Source organism: Flavobacterium sp., from assembly GCF_027531905.1.
Classification (GTDB): Bacteria; Bacteroidota; Bacteroidia; order Flavobacteriales; family Flavobacteriaceae; genus Flavobacterium.
Window position 1 is genome coordinate 1 of record NZ_JAPZSU010000023.1, and the last position, 19607, is coordinate 19607.

Here is a 19607-nt window from a genome sequence, read left to right on the forward strand (position 1 = left end):
ATTAGGGCTTTTTTGATGAAGGTGTTCTAACACTTCAATCTCTTCTTTTTTTAGGGTTACATATCTCATAATGAGATAAATATACAAATTTAACTACATATAAACAATAAAATACGACATTATTTTATTCTGATTACTTAAGTCTGAAATTAATAGCATTTTTTTGTTTGCGCCGATGTAAATTCCATAAAAAATAGCTGGTGAAATTATCCATTTTCCGAACCAAATTTTGGATTATTAGCAGAATTTGAAGTTACTCTGATTCTACTAGCAATACCTGATTTATTTGTTAGATAAGGAATAAATGATGTTCCAATGCTGATGTCACCTAGCCCTGTTTTATTAATCGTATTTGAGTTAGTTGAGATTAAAGGAGCGTCAAATCGAATTGTCCAGGCGCGATTACCGATGGGTTTTAATACCCTAAGGTTGGTGGTGTTATAGGTACCGTTTTTTGTGTCTAAGTATTCGTTAAATAAAACAAGGCTTTCTTTAAAATAAGTAAATCTCGCTTCAGAAAAAGGGTTTTGTTCACTTCGAATTGTTTTCTTTTCTTGAGCAATAAGTACTACGGTCGGTACTATAAATGATAAAAGGAACAATAGCTTTCTCATAAAAATTCAAATTATGAGAGGCTAATTTAATAAAATGAATTGATTTTTAGGTTTTTGTGTTTTTGTTTTTTGATTGATTAGTTTTTGAAAACTAAAAAAAAAACACCAAACGTGTCATTTGATGTTTTTGAAGTATAAAGAAATATTTTTTTATTTATTCCAAATGCGCCAAGCTTTCTCAGCTTGTAGAATGAGCATATCTAGACCATTTTTGGTTTGTGCTCCACGTTTTTTGGCTTTCTTTAGAAAAACTGTTTCTGCAGGATTGTAAATCAAATCATAAGCAATATGTTTTTCTGTAAAGAATTCATAAGGAATGTCTGGAAAATTAGCTGTATTCGGACTGGTTCCTAGTGGAGTTGTATTGATAATTATAGTATGGTTTTCAAAAACAGTCGCGTTGAGTAAATCGTAGCGAATGGTCTTTTCTTTGTTTTCTCTTGAAACAAAGGTGTACAAAATCCCCAGTTCTTCCAACGCAAAAGCAACTCCTTTTGCTGCGCCACCCGTGCCTAAAATCAAAGCTTTTGTGTGATGGGGTTGCAATAGTGGTTCTAATGATTTTTTGAATCCGTAATAGTCGGTATTGTAGCCTTTTAATTTTCCGTTTTTGGTAAATTTAATGGTGTTTACAGCGCCAATTACGGTTGCTTTTTTTGATAATTTATCCAAAAAAGGTAATATCGCTTCTTTGTAAGGAATGGTAACATTCAATCCTTTTAAATCAGGATTATTTTTGACTAATTCGGTAAAATAATTAATGTCTTCAATGTCAAAATTTTCATAGGTATAGCCTTCAAAAACAGGATCTTTGAACTTTTCTGTAAAATGACCTTTAGAAAATGAATAGCTAATATTGCGTCCGAGTAATCCAAAACGCATCTTTAGAGAATCAATCATTGTTATTTTTTATGTTTTGCAATATAGTTTTGAACCATTTTTCGATTCCAAACTACAGGGAATAAATCTTCTATTAAAATATAGTTGTCAAAATTAAGTCGTAACGCATTGCTTAAATGAAATTTTCCTTTGGTTTCGTCTTGGATCATCAGGTATAATCCAGATAGACGATATTCAATTTCGTTTTCCTCTGGAAAAAATTCTGCCGCTTGTAATAAAGTTTGTATCGCGGTTTCAAATTCACCTAAAAATTGTAAAATATCTACCCAAAACAACCAAGTGTCTAATTGATAATCGCCAAATTCAACAGCTTTACGGTATCCAAATTCAGCTTCTTCATAGAAGTTCATTTGTTTATTGATAGAGGCATAGCGTTTCCAGTACAAACGATTTTGATTGTCAATTGCCAAAGCTTTATTCACAAAAAACAATGCTTTTTGGTAGTTTTTTTGACGCATGTAAAAATCTGTGATGGCTATCCAGCCTTTGTCCAATAAAGGATCTTCATGAACGGTTTGGTTAAAGAACTTTAGAGCCAATACTTTATTTCCTAGTTTTTCATGGCATTTTCCAATGCGAAGCAAAGCATAAGAAGTTGCATCATCTAATTCTATAGTTCTAGTATAGCTTACGATTGCTTCTTCATATTTTTTTAAGCGTTCTAAAGCTTTTGCTTTTTCCATAAAAGCCCCCATGAATTCTTCGTCGATTAATGTGGCATAATCAAAGGCACGAATAGCGTTTTCGTATTCTTTTACGCTATAATGCAAGCGTCCTAGTTGATGCCATGCAATTTCGCTGTAAGGATTTCTATCGATGTATTTGATGAGATAAGCAATTGCTTCTTGATTTTGATCTAAAAATTCAAAACAATACACTACGTTATACAAAGCAGATTGATCTTCGATGTCTTCTTCTAAACATTGGATGAAACTTTGTTTGGCTGATTCTAAATTGTCCATAAACAAATATTCCATGCCAATTAAGTTATAGACATCTGCATAATCATCGGTATATTTTAAGGCGATTTGGAGTTGTTCAACTGCTTTTTCATGTTGGTCTCTTTTGGACCAAATATTAGCTTTTTGAATAAAAATTTCTTCGTTTGTAGGCTCAATCGCATACAATTCGTTTAGCATTTTTTCGGCCAAATCTAGTTTATCATCGTAAACTAACATTTCTACCTGAACGAGTTTAAGTCCAGTAGATTTAGGATGTTGATCTAGTGCAAGTTTTAAGGCTTTTTTAGCTAAGTTGGCTTTTCCAATATCTAGGTAATGAAGAATAATTTCTTCAAATTCCTCGGAGTCAAAAAAGAACACTTTGTTGGTCTTCAACATCGACTCAAATTTGGATAAAGACAAGCTGTAGTCTTCTTCTTCGTTGCTTAATTGCATACTTAAATTATTTTGAGTTTGCCTAATTTAAAATTAGGTAACCTTAGTGTTAGTGTGAGGTTTTTTTGAAATTGTTGTGAACAATTTAATTAACAAGCCTTTTTTATTTTCTAGACCTTTTTCGGTGTCCGCTTGAAGCTATTTGTTTTTGCTAAATGCTACTTCATTCATTACCTCAAGAAGGATGGCGCAACCTTCTCTAATTTCTTCTTCTGAAATAGTTAGCGGAGGAGTGATTCGTATAGCGCAGCCTTCAAAAAGCAACCAGAATAGAATTAACCCTCTGTCTTGACACTTTAAAATAACTTCGTTGGTGATTTCTGCATGTTCCGTCATGGCTGCAAGCATCAATCCTTTACCTCTGATTTCTTTTATCAAAGGATGTACCAAAAGACTTCTAAACAGTTTTTCTTTCTCTAAAGCAGCTGTCATGAGATTTGTCTCGGTAATTTCCTGCAAGGTGGCCAAACTAGCTGCCGCAATGACAGGATGCCCTCCAAAGGTGGTAATGTGTCCTAATTTTGGATCATGGCTCAATAAATCCATCATTTCTGGTGCAGCTGTAAATGCGCCAACGGGCATTCCGCCGCCCATTCCTTTTCCCATAACCACTATGTCTGGGACTACATCGTAGTTTTGAAAGCCAAATAATTTACCTGTTCTTCCAAATCCTGGTTGAATTTCATCGACAATCATCATAGCTCCTACTTCTGTGCAACGTTGTCGTACTTTTTTAAGAAAATCATTTTCTGGTTGAATAAAACCAGCACCACCTTGAATGGTTTCAAGGATGATACCTGCGGTTTTAGTCGTTATTTTTTCTAAATCGGCTTCGTTATTAAAGGTGATAAAATCCACATCGGGAATTAAAGGCCGAAATACTTGCTTTCTTTCTTCAAAGCCCATAACACTCATGGAACCCATGGTGTTTCCGTGATAGGCATTGTGGCATGAGATTAATTGGCTTCTGCCTGTGGTTCTTCTTGCTAATTTTAAGGCACCTTCAATGGCTTCTGTACCAGAATTGACTAAATAGGTTTTCTTTAATGGTTCAGGTAATTGTTCCGCTAATAGTTTACAAAAAGCAACAGAAGGACTTTGAGAATATTCGCCGTAAACCATAACATGCGAATATTTATCTAATTGATTTTTGATAGCATCATTCACCCGCTTGTTTTGATGTCCCAAAGTACAAGCGGATACGCCAGCTACAAAATCTAAATATTTCTTATTATTTGTGTCGTAAATGTAGGAACCAATGGCATGCGAAACTTCCATTCCTAATGGGTAAGGTGAAGTCTGTGCTTGGTATTTGATAAAATCTGTATTCATTTTGAATGCTCAGTTTAAATAAAATGTTAGATTCATTTCATTATGGATGTTTTGAATACTTAAATCCGCTTCAGCTATTTTTTTGACTTTGCTGTAGGTTTCTTTTTGTCGTAATTCAATGTTTCTTTTCGGGGTTTAATGGGCACGCCCGCTCGATCATTTGCTATTTTAGTTTGTTTGGCAATTTTTTCGTTGTCGATGTTTTCTTCGGGAGGAAAAATGTCGTCTTTGGATTTGATTCGTTCGTCTCCTCGCCAGACGAGTCCTTTTAGTTTCCGGGCATTTTCGGGAAGATCTTTCTCAGGAAAAATATCACCATCTACCTCTTTGAAGAAAGTAATGGTTTCAATGGTATTTTTATCAAAGACAATATTGATTTTACTACTCTTATTTTTGTTGATTCCAATAAGCTCATTATCGTCATTTCTCATGTAATAAATGACTTCGGTATTTTTGATGATGTCGACATCGTGGAGTTTTCCCTCTTTAAATTTTCCGAATAAATTCTGCCCTTTCACTTGATTAAAACCGGTACCCAAGGTGTCTTTAGAGACGATGAACGTGTTATTGAGGACTTTTAAGGAATCTAATTTTTCGGTTTTAGAATCTCCAATTAAATGCATGATGTCGCCTGTAATTTGATTTTCTGCATTCCATAAAATCGGATTGCCAATGAGTTTTGTCAATGCTGTTTTGGTGCTAGAATGGATAGAATCGCATTTGCCGCTCATATCCGTTTTGTAAAAACGAACATTGTTGAAAGCTCTAATGATTCTATTGCCTTCTTTTCCTGTGACCATTAATTTTTTTCCGTGAATATAGACAGAGTCATTTTCTACAAAGTTAACCGCTAGGGCTCGTTTGGTCACAAACATAGAATCTTGCTTTTTGTAAATTTCGGCATAATGTCCTTTTACAATCCCTCGATTAATCGAATCTGTTATTTTTACATTTCGCGTTGCGGATGCAAATTCTTTATTTCGGTCATAATATAAACTATCTCCCTTAATTAATCGGTCGTTATATTTGATATAGGATTTATTTAAAAAATGCGCTAAATTTTTCTTTGTGTCGTAAAATCCTTTTTCTGTATAAATATAGTTGGCTTTGCTGGTTATAGTCGATGGACCTAGTAAATAGGAATGTCCCGAGTTACTATAATAATCCAAATGGTTGGATTTGATAACATAAGTTGGATTGGTAATTGTAACTGCCGTCAAAAATTGAAACTTCTTTTGAGTTACGTAATACCTACCAGATTTACTTTTGAGCGTATTTTCTTTGTTGACAATGGTGCCGTTAGTATTATAAAATACTTCTTGAGTATTGCGATCAAAATTAATGGTATCGGTGGCTAAAGTGGCATCTGGTGAGCTCATAACCGCATTTCCAGTTGCGAACGCTTTTTTTACGTTACCACTGTATTCCGCATATTTACTATTTAAGAATAGTGTGTCTCCTTGAACCAACTGCACATTTCCAAAGGCTTTGATGTAATTTTCTTTTTCAAAATAGTAGGCTTTGTTACAAGTCATCACTACACCATCGTGAATAATACGAACGTTTCCTGTAAATAATGCTGCATCAGGAGCTTCGATTTGATTAACGGTAAAAAAATCGGAATATTCTACAACAATTTTCTTGGGAGCCTGTGCCAATAAGTGAGGAGTAATGCTAATTATCAAACAAAAACGGATAATATATACTAGTTTCTTCAATGGGAAAAATTTTTGTCAAATTTATAAAAAACCAATGGAGTATAGGTTTATTATGATTTATTTGTGTCTGTTAAAATTATTGTTAAAAATAGAATTCTTGTGTACTTCAAATTACTAACAATTTTGTTTACTCTCACGTTGTAGTAGTGCTAAAATAAAGGAGGTAATTGCTAAGGTTGTATTAAAACGGCATATTTTTAGGGCTTTTTTTGTAAATTTAGAAAATCGAACAGTTATTTCTTCATTTTTCATAATTATGAGAAAATAATAAAATTTATCTACTATGTTTAAAAAAATAGCCTTAATTTTCTTTGCAGGTGCATTAGTGCTAGCCGCAGGATGCAAAACTAAAGATCTAAAAATGAATTCAGAAAAGAAAGCAACCACCGCAGAACACAAAAAAGTGGTCTATCAAGTTTTTACTCGTTTATTTGGAAACACCAACACGACCAATAAACCTTGGGGAACAATTGAAGAAAATGGAGTAGGTAAATTCAATGATTTTACGGATAAAGCCTTGCATGAAATTAAAGATTTAGGGGTGACTCATATTTGGTATACAGGAGTGCCACATCATGCTTTGGTTCGCGATTATACTGCTTATGGAATTTCAAATGACGATCCAGATGTAGTAAAAGGTAGAGCGGGATCACCTTATGCAGTTAAGGATTATTATAATGTAAACCCTGATTTGGCAGTCAATCCAGCCAATAGATTAGCTGAGTTTGAAGCATTGATAGCAAGAACTCACAAAGCAGGAATGAAGGTAATTATTGATATTGTTCCGAATCATATCGCTCGTAAATATGAAGGAAAAAGCAATCCAAAAGGAGTTAAAGATTTTGGTGCCGATGATGATGTTAGCGTTGAGTACAAAAGAGATAATAATTTTTATTACATTCCTAATACACGTTTTGAAGTTCCAGATGCTCCGAAACCACTTAATGGAGAAAATCATCCTTTAGCAGATGGAAAATTTGATGAATTTCCAGCAAAATGGACAGGAAACGGCTCAAGAATGGCAAAACCCGATAAGAATGATTGGTATGAAACAGTAAAAGTAAATTATGGTATTCGTCCCGATGGAGGAAAAGATTTTCCCGAACTTCCAGCTGGTTTCGATAAAAAAGATTATAAAGAACATTTTGCTTTTTGGGCAGATAAAAATGTACCAAATTCTTGGGTAAAATTTAAAGATATTGCCTTGTATTGGGTTGCCAAAGGTGTAGATGGCTTTCGTTATGACATGGCCGAAATGGTGCCTTATGAATTTTGGAGCTATATGAACTCGGCTATTAAAATGGCTAATCCAGATTCTTTTTTAATGGCTGAAGTTTACAATCCAAAAGAATACAGAAATTATATTCATTTGGGTAAAATGGACTATTTGTATGATAAAGTTGAAACTTATGATAAATTAAAAGACGTAATTCAAGGAAGATCGTGGCCTGATGAAATTTCAGGAATTCAATACAATATGATGGATATTGAACATCATATGTTGCATTTTTTAGACAATCATGATGAACAACGTATTGCTAGTCCAGAATTTGCGGGTAGTGGCGAAAGAGGAAAACCTTTAATGGTTGTTTCTGCTACTTTGAGTTCTTCACCTACTATGATTTATTTCGGACAAGAAGTAGGAGAGCCAGCTAAAGAAGATGCTGGTTTCGGAACACATTCGAGAACATCTATTTTTGATTATATCGGGGTGCCCCATCATCAACGTTGGATGAATAATGGTAAATTTGATGGAGGTCAATTGTCTTCAAGTGAAAAAGAATTACGTGATTTTTATAAACGTCTTTTGAATTTTTCATTAAAAAGTTCAGCTTTGATGGGAGGGTATCAAGAAATTCAAGGCGCTAACAGAAATATCGTACAAGGATATGATAAAGATTTATACACTTTTGCGCGTTGGTCAAAAGAGGAACAATTGATTGTAGTTGCCAACTTTTCTTCGACTACAGCCAGTATTTATGAAATGAGAGTTCCAGCAGATTTACTTGAAAAGTGGAATGTCAAAGATGGGGCGTATACTCTTGTAGATCAATTGTATGGTAAATACAAAACAGAATTAATAGTGACCAATGGAGGGGGTAGGGCTTCAATAGCCATCGCTCCATCAGAATCTTTCATATTAAAATTGCAATAAAAAGTTAGTTTTGTTTCATAAAAAAAATGCTCCGTAATTGGAGCATTTTTTATGGAATTTAATTTGTATTCGAATAGATTTTTCGCTTGCAACGTCTAATTTATTTTTTCTTAAAGGTTGCCTGATAATTTTCGTTGACTTTATTCCAATCAATGACATTAAAAAAGGCATCGATATAATTTTTTCGTTTGTATTGGTAGTCAATATAATAAGAATGTTCCCAAATATCTAAAGCCAAAATAGGTTTTCCGTGATAACCAACTACAGGGACTAAAGGCATCAATGGGTTGTCCTGATTTTGTGTACTAGTAATTTGGAGTTTTCCTTCACGATCTACCACTAACCAAACCCAACCTGAACCAAAATGCTTTGAAGCAGTGTTTTTAAATTGAGTAGTGAAATTTTCAAAAGAGCCAAAGTCTTTAGCAATAGCTCCTGCCAACGTATCTTTAGGAACGCCACCACCTTTTGGCCCCATTATTTTCCAAAAAAGACTATGATTGTAATATCCTCCAGCATTGTTTCGTATTTCTGGATTATTAATGTCAAGTTTAGTAAGTACTTCTTCAATAGACAAATTTTCTAAAGGAGTACCTTTGATGGCTTTGTTTAAATTATTGGTATACGTTAAATAATGCTTAGAATAATGCAATTCAAGCGCTAATGCTGAAATTGATGGCGATAAAGCATCGTATTTATAGGGTAAAGGTTCGACCTGAAAAGAACCATCATCTGCCTTTACATCTTCTGGGTTACCAATGGTTATTTTTTGTTCAGCAGCTGGAAGAGGGACTTCTACGACCTCTACAAGTTCTTTTTTATTGCAGCTTGCTAACAATATAAGGGATAAAAAAAGAGTTGCTAAAAAAAAATATTTTCTCATGATTCTCTATTCTTTTAATAAATCGTTTACAGTTTCTACATATAAAATTTTGGCTTCTTCTTGAGTTAAATGACTGATTTGAATCCAAGCATTAGTTTTAAAAGCATTTCTTAAGTCAAAAGTATCGTTTCTATTGTAATTGGAGGTTCCAAAAGTGGCTTGTTTGTAATAGGCATACAAACGCAACATTACATCTGGAGGCAATGGTTTACTCATATTAGAAGCCTTTTCAAAAGCTTCTTGAAAAAGAATGTCTAGCGCTTCGTTGGTCATTATGCTTTTGTTGCAATAATAGTTTTTCCACCTACTGCTTTTTGATTTAATTCCACATTTATAGGAGTTCCCAAGGGTAAAAACAAATCTACCCTTGAACCAAATTTTATAAAACCTGCATCTGTACCTTGTACAACCTGCATTCCTTCTTGTGCATAATTAACAATTCTTCTAGCTAATGCTCCAGCAATTTGACGGTATAAAACAGCTCCAAAGGTTGTATTCTCAACAACTACTGTAGTTCTTTCGTTTTCTTCGCTAGCTTTTGGATGCCAAGCTACAAGGAATTTCCCTGGATGATATTTACTAAATTTTACAATTCCACTTAAACCGTATCTGGTGACATGCACATTGATTGGTGACATGAAAATAGAAATCTGTAGTCGTTTGTCTTTAAAATATTCTCCTTCATAAACTTCTTCAATTACAACTACTTTACCATCAACAGGTGCAAGAATTTGGTTTTCATTTAAAATTACGGTACGTTTTGGATTTCTAAAAAACTGCAAAATGATAATTAGAAAAACCAAAGTTGCAATTTGTATGGTCATTTTAATCCAATTGGTAGAAATGAAATAATCAGATAATAACAAGACAACTGCTGTAAAAGTAGTTCCTAATAAAATGCTTGGGGTTCCTTCTTTATGAAACATAATTTAAAATTTGGTAAAATAAAAATATAATCGGCGCTACAAATATAACACTATCTAGTCGATCTAGTATGCCTCCATGTCCTGGCATAATACTTCCGCTGTCTTTTACTTCGGCAATTCGTTTGAATTTAGATTCAATTAAATCTCCAATTGTTCCCATTATACCAACGATTAAAGCGATAAAAGTCCAAATTAGTATTGATTTTTGGCTAAACTCAGGTTTGGGTTCTATATATAATTTTGAAATTAAATATCCTGCAAAAACTGCAAAAGCAATACCGCCAAGGAACCCTTCAATGGTTTTTTTGGGTGAAATTCTTTCAAATAATTTGTGTTTTCCCATCGATTTTCCAACGATGTATGCAAAAGTGTCATTGGTCCAAATCAATATAAATAAACCAATAATGATTTTAGGGTTATAATTAGTTACACCAAACGAGATTTTGGTTATAAAAATAAATGGTAATGTTATGTAACCTAAGAGGTACAAGTATTTTGATGAGGTACTTATCTTTTGAACAGAATCATAAAATAAAAACAATATGCATTTTATTGATACTACGAGTGTTACTGCTAATAAAATCAAATCCAATTGATGTATATTGAGGTTTAGATCTAATTGAGTTTGTAATGCTCTATTTAGGAATTTGGTTGTTTCAATATTGTAATGGCTCAATAAAGTAACGGAAATGTAAAAAACCGAACTGAGTAAAATAGGTGCAATTGAATTTACTTGTACTAATGAACAAAATTCATAAACTGCGATAATCAAAAAAATACCAAATAGTATAAAAAAACTTTCAGTTGAGTATAATATTGAAGCTAGTAATAAGATGATGTATACTGCTCCGGATATGGATCTTTTAAGCGTTTCATTCATTTTATAGATCCTCTAGTAGTATAAGGTATAAGTTTTTTGCAGCACTTCCATACTGGGTGAAATCTTCTTCTTGGGCTTTTTCAAAATATTTTATGGTAGTGATGTTGCTAGGATATTCTCTTTTGTATTTGTTTTTAATAGCACTAAGTATTTCGCTTTTACTTGGGATGATTTGACTTGGATATGCAATTATTACCATGTTTACTGGTAATTCATTGGGTTTTTTTTGTTTAATTTGGTTTGAAGAAAAGGAAATTGAACCTTCGTCAGCAACTAAATTTTCGCATGTTGCCAATAAAAAATTGGGGTTTTGAGGATTATCAAATAGAATGTTGTTTTCTTTTAGTAAAGGAAATAAAGTCGATTCGTAACAAATTGCTTCGCCTTCAAACCAATCATTTTCCTCCAATATGTTTTCAAATTGTTCATTTACTTCCGACATTGAATCGCAATAAAGAAATTTACCTCCGTTTCTCTTAAAATTAAAGATAAAGTGCTCATCAATAGGGATGTTTTGTTCAAAAGAGAGTTTCTGGCTCTCTTTTTCCTCATCTGAATTTGTATGACCAGAACTAAAAAATTTTCTGAAAAGACTCATATTGGGTTACTATTCTTAATAATCTATTGGAAATTGGTCAAAGATAAAAAAATCTTAATTCAAAAGCGGGTTTTGAATTAAGATTTTAAAAAATATACATTTAAGATTTTAATTATTTAAGAAACAGTTTCTTCTAGATTTTGGTCAAAAGAACGCTTCCCAAATATTGTTTCTAAATCATCTTTGAAAATGACCTCCTTTTCAATCAGAATATCAGCTAATTGATTGAGTTTGTCTTTGTTTTCCTCTAATATTTTGATGGCTCGTTGGTATTGTCCTTCAATTAATTCAGAGATTTCCGTGTCAATAATTTTAGCCGTATCATCAGAATATGGTTTTGAGAACCCGTACTCATTTTGACCTGTAGAATCGTAATAAGTTACGTTACCAATCTTATCGTTCAATCCATAAATAGTTACCATTGCTCTGGCTTGACGAGTTACTTTTTCTAAATCGCTCAAAGCTCCTGTAGAGATTCTATCGAAAGTTACTTTCTCTGCAGCTCTACCTCCCATAGTTGCGCACATTTCGTCTAACATTTGGTCTGTTCTCACGATTTGTCTTTCTTCTGGCAAATACCAAGCAGCTCCTAAGCTTTGTCCACGAGGAACAATGGTCACTTTAATAAGTGGAGCAGCATGTTCTAGCATCCAGCTAACGGTTGCGTGACCTGCTTCATGTATGGCGATAGCTCTTTTTTCATCAGGGGTGATGATTTTGTTTTTCTTTTCTAAGCCACCAATGATTCTGTCTACGGCATCAAGGAAATCTTGTCTGTCTACCGCAGTTTTGTTATTACGTGCAGCAATAAGCGCAGCCTCATTACAAACATTGGCAATATCGGCGCCAGAGAAACCTGGTGTTTGTTTCGCTAAGAAATCTAAATCTAATCCTTCTACTTTTTTGATTGGAGCTAAGTGAACAGCAAATATTTCTGCTCTTTCTCGAATATCTGGCAGGTCAACAAAAATTTGTCTGTCAAAACGTCCTGCACGCATTAAAGCTTTATCTAAAACATCTGCACGGTTAGTTGCTGCCAAAACAATTACATTGGAGTTGGTGCCAAAACCATCCATTTCTGTTAAAAGTTGGTTCAATGTGTTTTCGCGCTCGTCGTTTCCGCCCGACATATTGCTTTTTCCTCTAGCTCTACCCACTGCATCAATTTCGTCAATGAATATAATGGCAGGCGATTTTTCTTTAGCTTGTTTGAATAAGTCACGAACACGTGAAGCACCCACACCTACAAACATTTCTACAAAATCTGAACCTGATAGGGAGAAGAAAGGTACTTGAGCTTCTCCTGCAACAGCTTTCGCTAAAAGCGTTTTTCCAGTTCCTGGAGGGCCTACTAATAAAGCTCCTTTTGGAATTTTACCTCCTAGATTAGTATATTTTTCAGGGTTTTTTAGGAATTCAACAATTTCTTGAATTTCTTCTTTTGCTCCTTCTAAACCAGCAACATCTTTAAATGTGGTTTTGATATCTGTTTTTTCATCAAATAATTTTGCTTTGGATTTCCCTATATTGAAAATCTGTCCACCGCCACCAGCTCCACCACCAGACATCTTGCGCATGATGAAAATCCATACGGCAATAATGATGATTATAGGTAATAAACTGATTAAGATATCAGACCAATTGTTTTTTTGTAAAAAGTTAAAATCTTTTAATTTCCCCTCTTTAACTGCTTTTTCTAATTTGGTTTGAAAAATTTGGTCGTTACCAATTTCTAAGGTGTAATGCGGACCTTTGTTAGGTCTGTCAAAAACATCTTTGGCTACTTTTCGATGTGTAGCTTCTTTCAAAGCAGCAGGAGTAAGGAATACCTCAGCTTCTGATTTGTTGTAGACAATTACTTTTTCAATCTGTCCTTTTTCTAAATAGTCATTGAATTTAGAAGAAGTTAACTGTGATGCTTCTTGTAGGCTCGAACCTCCAGTTGCAAAGTTTATTAATAAAAAAATGATAAGTATCGCTGCGTAAATTAACCAAGGACTTATTTTAAATTTATTGGAATTTGGATTATTCTCTTTAGCCATTAGAAGTTAAGTTTCTTTAGTATTTGTTTTCGATAGTTGTAATTTTGGCATCACCCCAAAGACTTTCAATGTTGTAATACTCGCGGATATGCTTTTGAAAAACGTGAACCACAATATTCACATAATCCATCAATACCCATTCTGCATTGTCAGTACCTTCAACATGCCAAGGTTTATCTTTAAGTTCTTTGGATACCGTTTTTTGAATAGAGTTCACAATCGCATTTACTTGTGTGTTAGAAGTACCGTTGCAAATTATGAAATAATCACAAACGGCGGTGTCAATTTCTCTTAAATCAAGAATATCAATATCATTTCCTTTTACCTCTTCGATTCCTTTGATGATGTTTGCTAATAAAACGTCATTATTAATAGTCTTTTTCGCCATGAATTATTTGTATATAAGTTTGTAAAGTTACCATTTTTTGTGATTATTTTTGAACCTTAACATAATATTAAATTATGTTTTTAAAAAAATAGTACATGAAGTTAATCAAACTCGATGCCATAGATTCTACAAACGATTTTCTTAAAGGGATTTCGTCACTTCCTGAAACCGTTACTTTTACAGTTGTTACAGCTGAAATGCAAACCAAAGGGAAAGGGCAAATGGGACAAAAATGGGAATCTGAACCGGGTAGGAATTTGATAATGAGTGTTTTGCTAAAAGATATTTTTAATGATATTAATGAGTTGTTTCATTTGAATATTGTCTTTTCCTTAGCAGTTATTGATGCCTTAAAAAGCTATAGGGTTCCTGAATTAAGTATCAAATGGCCAAACGACATTATGTCATACAATAAAAAAATTGGTGGCATTTTGATTGAAAATAGCATTAAAAGTGATGGAAGTATAGAGTCGATTATTGGTTTAGGACTAAATGTCAATCAAACCAGTTTTATTGATTTGCCTAAAGCAACTTCTTTGTCTTTAGTTTGTGAAGTAGAATTTGATAGAGAATTGTTATTGCAATTGATTGTTGATACTTTTAAACAAAAAATTGTGTATTGGAAGGAAAATGAAATTCAGTTTTGGAAGGATTACACTAATTTACTTTTTAAAAAAGGGATTCCAATGCCTTTTGCAGATGAAAACGGATCTCATTTTATGGGGATTATTCAAGGAGTTTCTGATATAGGAAAGTTACAAGTCTTGTTGGAAGACGATAGCGTTGCGGAATTTGATATCAAAGAAATTCAGATGTTGTATTAAAAAAAAAATGGCAAAAAATAATTTTTGCCATTTTAATAGTATTCAAAATATGATTTATAATTTGGTCATATTTGTTGCTAATGTTTCTATAAATTTCCCAATAGGTCCTTTGATCATCATCGCCATCATGGGATTGAATTCGCCTTCGAAATCCAATTTGACTTCACTTGAAGCTTCAGAAACTGCATCAATTGCTGCAGTAAGTGTAAAAGGTAATTTGTCGCTTGCTGCTCCTAGAACCACTTTGTTTGGTACAACTTTTTCTTTCATTTTTAGTTTGATTTCAGGCATTCCTTTTAATCCAAAAATAAAAGCGTCATCTCCAATCACTTCAAATTTTGCAATGTTATCAGGCATTAATTTTTCAAAGTTTCTGACATCTGTCAATAAATCAAATAATTCTTGTGCAGATTTTGAAACAGTAACTTTAGGGCTTTCTAAATTCATTTTTTATCTATTAAATTGTATTATTCTCAAACGCCCCAAGTTGAAGGAGAGGCATTCCATTCTCTTAAGGTGCTTTCTTCTTTTTCGGTAATGTATTGTTTTGCAACCGCCAAATTGAGTAAATTTTGGTAATTACTTAAGGTATACAAATCTAAATTGGCATTTTTGAAGTTTTCTTCTGCTACCTCAAAACCATAAGTAAAGATAGCAGCCATACCTTTTACAATAGCCTCCGCTTCTTTTAGCGCTTCAAAGGCTTGCAGGCTACTTCCACCTGTACTGATAAGGTCTTCAACAATAACAACGTTTTGACCTTTTTGCAAAAAGCCTTCAATTTGGTTTTGTCTACCATGCTTTTTAGGTTCAGGTCTAACATATACAAATGGAAGACCCATACTTTCTGCCACAAGCATTCCAATACCAATGGCTCCAGTGGCTACACCAGCAATTACATCTGGTTTTCCAAATTGCTTTTCAATATGTTTAGAAAATTCGTCTCTGACATAATTTCTTATCACTGGAAATGAAAGAATTAGACGGTTGTCACAATAAATAGGGGATTTCCAGCCAGAAGCCCATGTAAAAGGATTTCCGGGATTCAATTTAATTGCATTTATTTGCAAAAGCAATTCGGCTGTTTTTTCGGCAGTATCTTTATTAAAAATCATAATACAAATGTATAAAGTTTTTGTTAACGACAAACCACTTTTTTTGACAAATCAAATCTCTAAAGAGACCGATTTTGAGTTGTTTCTTTTGGAGAGTATTGATGTAGAGCGTATTATCGTCAAAATATTTCAGAATAAAATCCAGAAAGCCTATTTGTATCACCCTGATGAAAGGGAAATTATGAAAACATTGAAGGCAAAAATACCAGTCTGTAAAGCTGGGGGTGGTTTAGTCTACAATAAAAAAGGCGAGGTTTTATTTATTTTTAGAAACGGAAAATGGGATTTACCAAAAGGCGGAATTGAAAAAGGGGAGGAGATTGAAATTACCGCAATGCGTGAGGTTGAAGAAGAAACGGGAGTTAATAAATTGCAAATTGTAAAAAAACTACAAAAAACCTACCACGTTTTTAAGCGAAATGGCAAATACAAACTCAAAGTGACCCATTGGTTTGAGATGCAGTCTAAGTTTGAGGGAACTCCACAGGGACAGCTTGAAGAAGGTATTGAAAAAGTGGCCTGGCTGAATCCTGAACAAATCAAAGAGGCTTTAAGAAATTCCTATGAAAATATAAAATTGTTGTTTGAAGACGAAAAGCTCCTAAAATAGGAGCTTTTTTTGTTATAAAATACGATATACCGGATAGTTTAGGTGAGCTTTTTCATAGTAAACCGAATGTTTGTAAATCCAGACCAATTGTGCTTCTGGATTTTTATTGAAGACAGTATCTTTTGCTTTTAAGGTTTCAAATTCATTCTTTAAACTAGGGTTTTCTTTCAATAATTGAGCGGCGGTATCTTCGAAAACATAATCAGAATAGCCTTCTTTTTGTTGTAATAGTGTATCAAAGAAATTCCAATTGAAGAAGGAATCTACGCCTTCTGGCTCAAGGGTTTCTAAGAGGTATTTTACTCCTTTTTGTTGTGTAGTTATCAAAAAATCTCCTTTTCTAAAAGATACTTTTTCTATTGTTGACTTCACATTTGTATTACGATGTAAATAATGACCTTCGTAGGCATTGGACGTGGTTTTGTAATCTGCAATACGATAACGTTCAACGGTTATTAGCGTATCGTTTTCTATCGCTTTCATTTTGATTTCGTTCTGTTTTAATAAATCAATTATTGGCCAAAAACCTTGTGGAATAACATAGTATTTAGGAATTTCTATTTCCTTTACTGCCTTATACTCTTTGATAAATGGAACTTCTTTTTTGTACGGTTTTGTTCGATCATAAAACAAACGATTTCCTGTGGTTGCGTCGCTTTTTTTGTAACTAGCTTCAAAGCCTAGGAAAGGAATTGTTGTTTTTTTGGTGGTATCCAATTCCCATTTGATAGTGTACTTTTTATTTGGTAAATATTGCGTTTCATTTTGTATACGAAGCGTTTTTATTTTTTGATGATTGGTATCCGTGAAATCTATGGCAGAGCGCATGTACTCATACGTAACTTTCACTCTATCGGAATACTTTTTTAACATGTGTGTTTCCACAACAAACCCGATGGTATTGAATAATGAAGTGTAGCCTGTGGTATAACGTGGACTTTCAAAAAATTGCCCAAAACCTTTGTCTGGGGTATCGGAAAAAGTATTGACGTAAGGGGTGCTTTCTATTTTCTTTTTTTGTAGATCATTTACAATTGAGGGCATCATTTCTTCATTTAAAAAATTTCCCAAAACATTTCCTAGTTTGTTGTGTTGGGTCATGATGTAGGTCAATTTATATTGATAATCTGATCCATTACTCACGTGATTGTCAATAAAAACATCAGGGTTTGTTAAATGGAAAATTTCAACGAAACTTCTAGTGTTTTTGGTGTCTGATTTTATGAAATCGCGATTCAAATCGTAATTTCTGGCATTGCCTCTAAAACCATATTCTTCAGGCCCATTTTGATTGGCTCTTGAACTCGTATTTCGATTCAAGGCGCCACCAATGTTATATACTGGAATGCACACCAAAACGGTATTTTTAGGTACTTTAATTTTACCTAAGGCCAAGTCACGATACAATTGCATACTGGCGTCAATGCCGTCAGGCTCTCCAGCATGAATTCCATTATTGATTAATAAGACGGCTTTATTGTTTTTAATTTTTTTAAAATCAAACTCTTTTTCCGGATTGAAGATGACAATATGTAACGGCTTACCACTATCGGTCAAGCCCATTTCTTGAATTTTGATGGTAGGGAAATCATTGGCTAATAGTTGGTAATATCGAATAGTTTCTTCGTAAGTAGCCGATAGGTTTCCATTTCCTTTTTCGAAAAAAGTATCGTATTTGTTGTTTTTTTGAGCTACAACAGAAAGTGAAAAGAATAGAAGCAGTGTAGAAATGAATTTCATGTATTTATTTTTTTTGAGGAAAATTCAAATATACTTATTTTTCTTATATTTTGATTATTACTAAGATGCTAATCCCTGAAAATAGGCGCTACCAACTATTTTAACTACTTTTGCACCATGAATACACCGCACAATTTTAAACCGATTCTTGCCAGTTTAGGGATTTCAGACCTTAACGAGATGCAAGAAGTATCGCATGATGCTATTATTAACGAAAACAATGTTTTATTGCTCTCTCCAACTGGATCAGGAAAGACATTGGCTTTTTTATTGCCTATTTTTGAGTTACTCCAACCTGAAATTCTTTCGGTTCAATGTTTAATTTTGGTGCCTTCTCGTGAATTAGGACTACAGATTGAACAAGTTTGGAAAAAAATGAGCACGGGTTACAAAGTAAATGTGTGTTATGGAGGTCATGCTATTGATACCGAAATTAAAAATTTAAGTAATCCACCCGCAATATTGATTGGAACTCCAGGGCGAATCGCTGATCATATCGATCGTGGTACTTTTCGTTTGGATAAAATTCAGACGCTGGTTTTGGATGAATTTGATAAGTCTTTGCAACTTGGGTTTCACGAACAAATGTCTTTTGTGATTGGAAAATTGACTAAACTCAATAAACGCGTTTTGGTTTCGGCTACTTCGGGCATCGAAATTCCTAAATATACTCGTGTAGTAAATCCTTTGATTTTGGATTTTATTCCAGAAAGTAAAGAAGAAAATAATCTTTCGTTGCAAATGGTTGTTTCTAAAGACAAGGATAAACTCATGACCTTATTTCAATTGATTTGCTCTTTGAAATCGGAAGCGGCGATTGTATTTTGTAACCATCGCGATGCTGCGGAGCGCATAAGTGATACGCTGAATGAAAAAGGGATTTATGCTACTTATTATCATGGAGGTATGGATCAAGAAGAACGGGAACGTGCTTTGATACAGTTTAGAAACGGAAGTATGAGTTACTTAATTACTACCGATTTAGCAGCTCGTGGATTGGATATTCCAGAAATGAAGCATGTTATTCATTATCATTTGCCTTTAAAGGAAGAAGAGTTTACACACAGAAATGGTCGTACTGCTCGTATGTTGGCTTCAGGAACGGCTTATTTAATTGTAAATGAAAGCGAAAAGAAACTCGATTATATTGATTACACCATGCCAGTAATGGAAGTAAGTTCGAATGTAGTTTTGCCAAAACCTCCTCAATTTCAAACCATTTATATTAGTGGTGGGAAAAAGAATAAGCTCAATAAAATTGATATTGTAGGGTTCTTTTCTCAAAAAGGGAAATTAGAAAAAGGTGATTTAGGTTTGATTGAAGTCAAAGATTTTATCTCCTTTGCTGCTGTAAAATACAATAAAGTTAAAGATTTGCTTTCCAATATTCGTGATGAAAAAATGAAAGGAAAGAAGTTTAAAATTGAAGTGGCTAGAAAAGTCATAAAGAAAGAAGAGGAGAAGTAGGCTCCAGACTTCAGATTA

General features: G+C 33.7%; 19 protein-coding genes. 4 read left to right on the forward strand and 15 right to left on the reverse strand.

All coding sequences use genetic code 11. The features are described 5' to 3' along the window. Nucleotides 1–206: 206 nt before the first annotated feature. The 5 genes from O9307_RS07095 to O9307_RS07115 all read right to left on the reverse strand — a co-directional run bounded on the left by O9307_RS07095 (nt 207) and on the right by O9307_RS07115 (nt 5961). Nucleotides 207–614, reverse strand: coding sequence for a hypothetical protein (locus O9307_RS07095; RefSeq protein WP_298296961.1), 408 nt, complete (start codon nt 612–614; stop codon nt 207–209). Between the two features lie 150 nt (nt 615–764). Then, complete coding sequence (locus O9307_RS07100) at nt 765–1514, reverse strand: shikimate dehydrogenase (protein WP_298296965.1); 750 nt, start codon at nt 1512–1514, stop codon at nt 765–767. A 2-nt stretch (nt 1515–1516) separates the two neighbouring features. Next, entirely contained in the window at nt 1517–2911 is a 1395-nt protein-coding gene (locus tag O9307_RS07105; RefSeq protein WP_298296968.1) for a tetratricopeptide repeat protein, read from the reverse strand. Between the two features lie 138 nt (nt 2912–3049). Beyond that, nucleotides 3050–4243, reverse strand: a complete 1194-nt coding sequence (locus tag O9307_RS07110) for an aspartate aminotransferase family protein (protein WP_298296970.1) — start codon at nt 4241–4243, stop codon at nt 3050–3052. Between the two features lie 74 nt (nt 4244–4317). After that, nucleotides 4318–5961 carry an OstA-like protein gene (locus O9307_RS07115; protein WP_298296973.1) on the reverse strand — a complete coding sequence of 548 codons (1644 nt, stop codon included), beginning with the start codon at nt 5959–5961 and terminating at the stop codon, nt 4318–4320. Between the two features lie 283 nt (nt 5962–6244). Here O9307_RS07115 and O9307_RS07120 point away from each other — a divergent pair, with 283 nt between their 5' ends. Then, complete coding sequence (locus O9307_RS07120; RefSeq protein WP_298296977.1) at nt 6245–8116, forward strand: alpha-amylase family protein; 1872 nt, start codon at nt 6245–6247, stop codon at nt 8114–8116. Between the two features lie 100 nt (nt 8117–8216). Here the strand turns inward: O9307_RS07120 and O9307_RS07125 are convergent, their stop codons facing one another. The 7 genes from O9307_RS07125 to rsfS form a co-directional block, all read right to left on the reverse strand. Beyond that, nucleotides 8217–8999 (reverse strand): superoxide dismutase, encoded by a 783-nt coding sequence (locus tag O9307_RS07125; RefSeq protein ID WP_298296979.1) that lies wholly within the window; start codon nt 8997–8999, stop codon nt 8217–8219. A 6-nt stretch (nt 9000–9005) separates the two neighbouring features. Next, nucleotides 9006–9272: an acyl-CoA-binding protein gene (locus O9307_RS07130; protein WP_298296982.1), complete on the reverse strand. Its 267-nt coding sequence runs from the start codon at nt 9270–9272 to the stop codon at nt 9006–9008. After that, complete coding sequence (locus O9307_RS07135) at nt 9272–9925, reverse strand: phosphatidylserine decarboxylase family protein (RefSeq protein ID WP_298296985.1); 654 nt, start codon at nt 9923–9925, stop codon at nt 9272–9274. Before O9307_RS07135 ends, O9307_RS07130 begins: the two co-directional genes overlap by 1 nt. Next, nucleotides 9915–10805 (reverse strand): phosphatidate cytidylyltransferase, encoded by an 891-nt coding sequence (locus tag O9307_RS07140; protein WP_298296987.1) that lies wholly within the window; start codon nt 10803–10805, stop codon nt 9915–9917. Before O9307_RS07140 ends, O9307_RS07135 begins: the two co-directional genes overlap by 11 nt. A 1-nt stretch (nt 10806) precedes the next feature. After that, nucleotides 10807–11403: a lactate utilization protein B/C gene (locus tag O9307_RS07145; protein WP_298296989.1), complete on the reverse strand. Its 597-nt coding sequence runs from the start codon at nt 11401–11403 to the stop codon at nt 10807–10809. Nucleotides 11404–11519: 116 nt separating this feature from the next. Beyond that, nucleotides 11520–13445, reverse strand: coding sequence for an ATP-dependent zinc metalloprotease FtsH (gene ftsH, locus O9307_RS07150; protein ID WP_298296992.1), 1926 nt, complete (start codon nt 13443–13445; stop codon nt 11520–11522). Nucleotides 13446–13461: 16 nt separating this feature from the next. Then, nucleotides 13462–13833, reverse strand: a complete 372-nt coding sequence (gene rsfS / locus O9307_RS07155) for a ribosome silencing factor (protein ID WP_064714671.1) — start codon at nt 13831–13833, stop codon at nt 13462–13464. Between the two features lie 95 nt (nt 13834–13928). Here rsfS and O9307_RS07160 point away from each other — a divergent pair, with 95 nt between their 5' ends. Next, nucleotides 13929–14657, forward strand: coding sequence for a biotin--[acetyl-CoA-carboxylase] ligase (locus O9307_RS07160; protein ID WP_298296997.1), 729 nt, complete (start codon nt 13929–13931; stop codon nt 14655–14657). Nucleotides 14658–14711: 54 nt separating this feature from the next. Here the strand turns inward: O9307_RS07160 and O9307_RS07165 are convergent, their stop codons facing one another. Further along, a complete protein-coding gene (locus O9307_RS07165) occupies nt 14712–15104 on the reverse strand; it encodes an SRPBCC family protein (protein ID WP_298297001.1) in 393 nt (130 codons plus the stop codon). 26 nt (nt 15105–15130) lie between these two features. Then, nucleotides 15131–15772 carry an orotate phosphoribosyltransferase gene (gene pyrE / locus O9307_RS07170; RefSeq protein ID WP_298297004.1) on the reverse strand — a complete coding sequence of 214 codons (642 nt, stop codon included), beginning with the start codon at nt 15770–15772 and terminating at the stop codon, nt 15131–15133. Between the two features lie 7 nt (nt 15773–15779). Between pyrE and O9307_RS07175 the strand changes: the two genes are divergently transcribed. Further along, nucleotides 15780–16382 carry an NUDIX domain-containing protein gene (locus O9307_RS07175; RefSeq protein ID WP_298297006.1) on the forward strand — a complete coding sequence of 201 codons (603 nt, stop codon included), beginning with the start codon at nt 15780–15782 and terminating at the stop codon, nt 16380–16382. 12 nt (nt 16383–16394) lie between these two features. On the opposite strand, the gene O9307_RS07180 is transcribed toward O9307_RS07175, so the two are convergent. Continuing rightward, on the reverse strand, nt 16395–18122 hold the full coding sequence (locus O9307_RS07180; protein ID WP_298297008.1) for a M14 family metallopeptidase: 1728 nt from the start codon (nt 18120–18122) through the stop codon (nt 16395–16397). A gap of 117 nt (nt 18123–18239) precedes the next feature. Between O9307_RS07180 and O9307_RS07185 the strand changes: the two genes are divergently transcribed. Then, nucleotides 18240–19589 (forward strand): DEAD/DEAH box helicase, encoded by a 1350-nt coding sequence (locus O9307_RS07185; protein WP_298297011.1) that lies wholly within the window; start codon nt 18240–18242, stop codon nt 19587–19589. Nucleotides 19590–19607 lie beyond the last annotated feature (18 nt).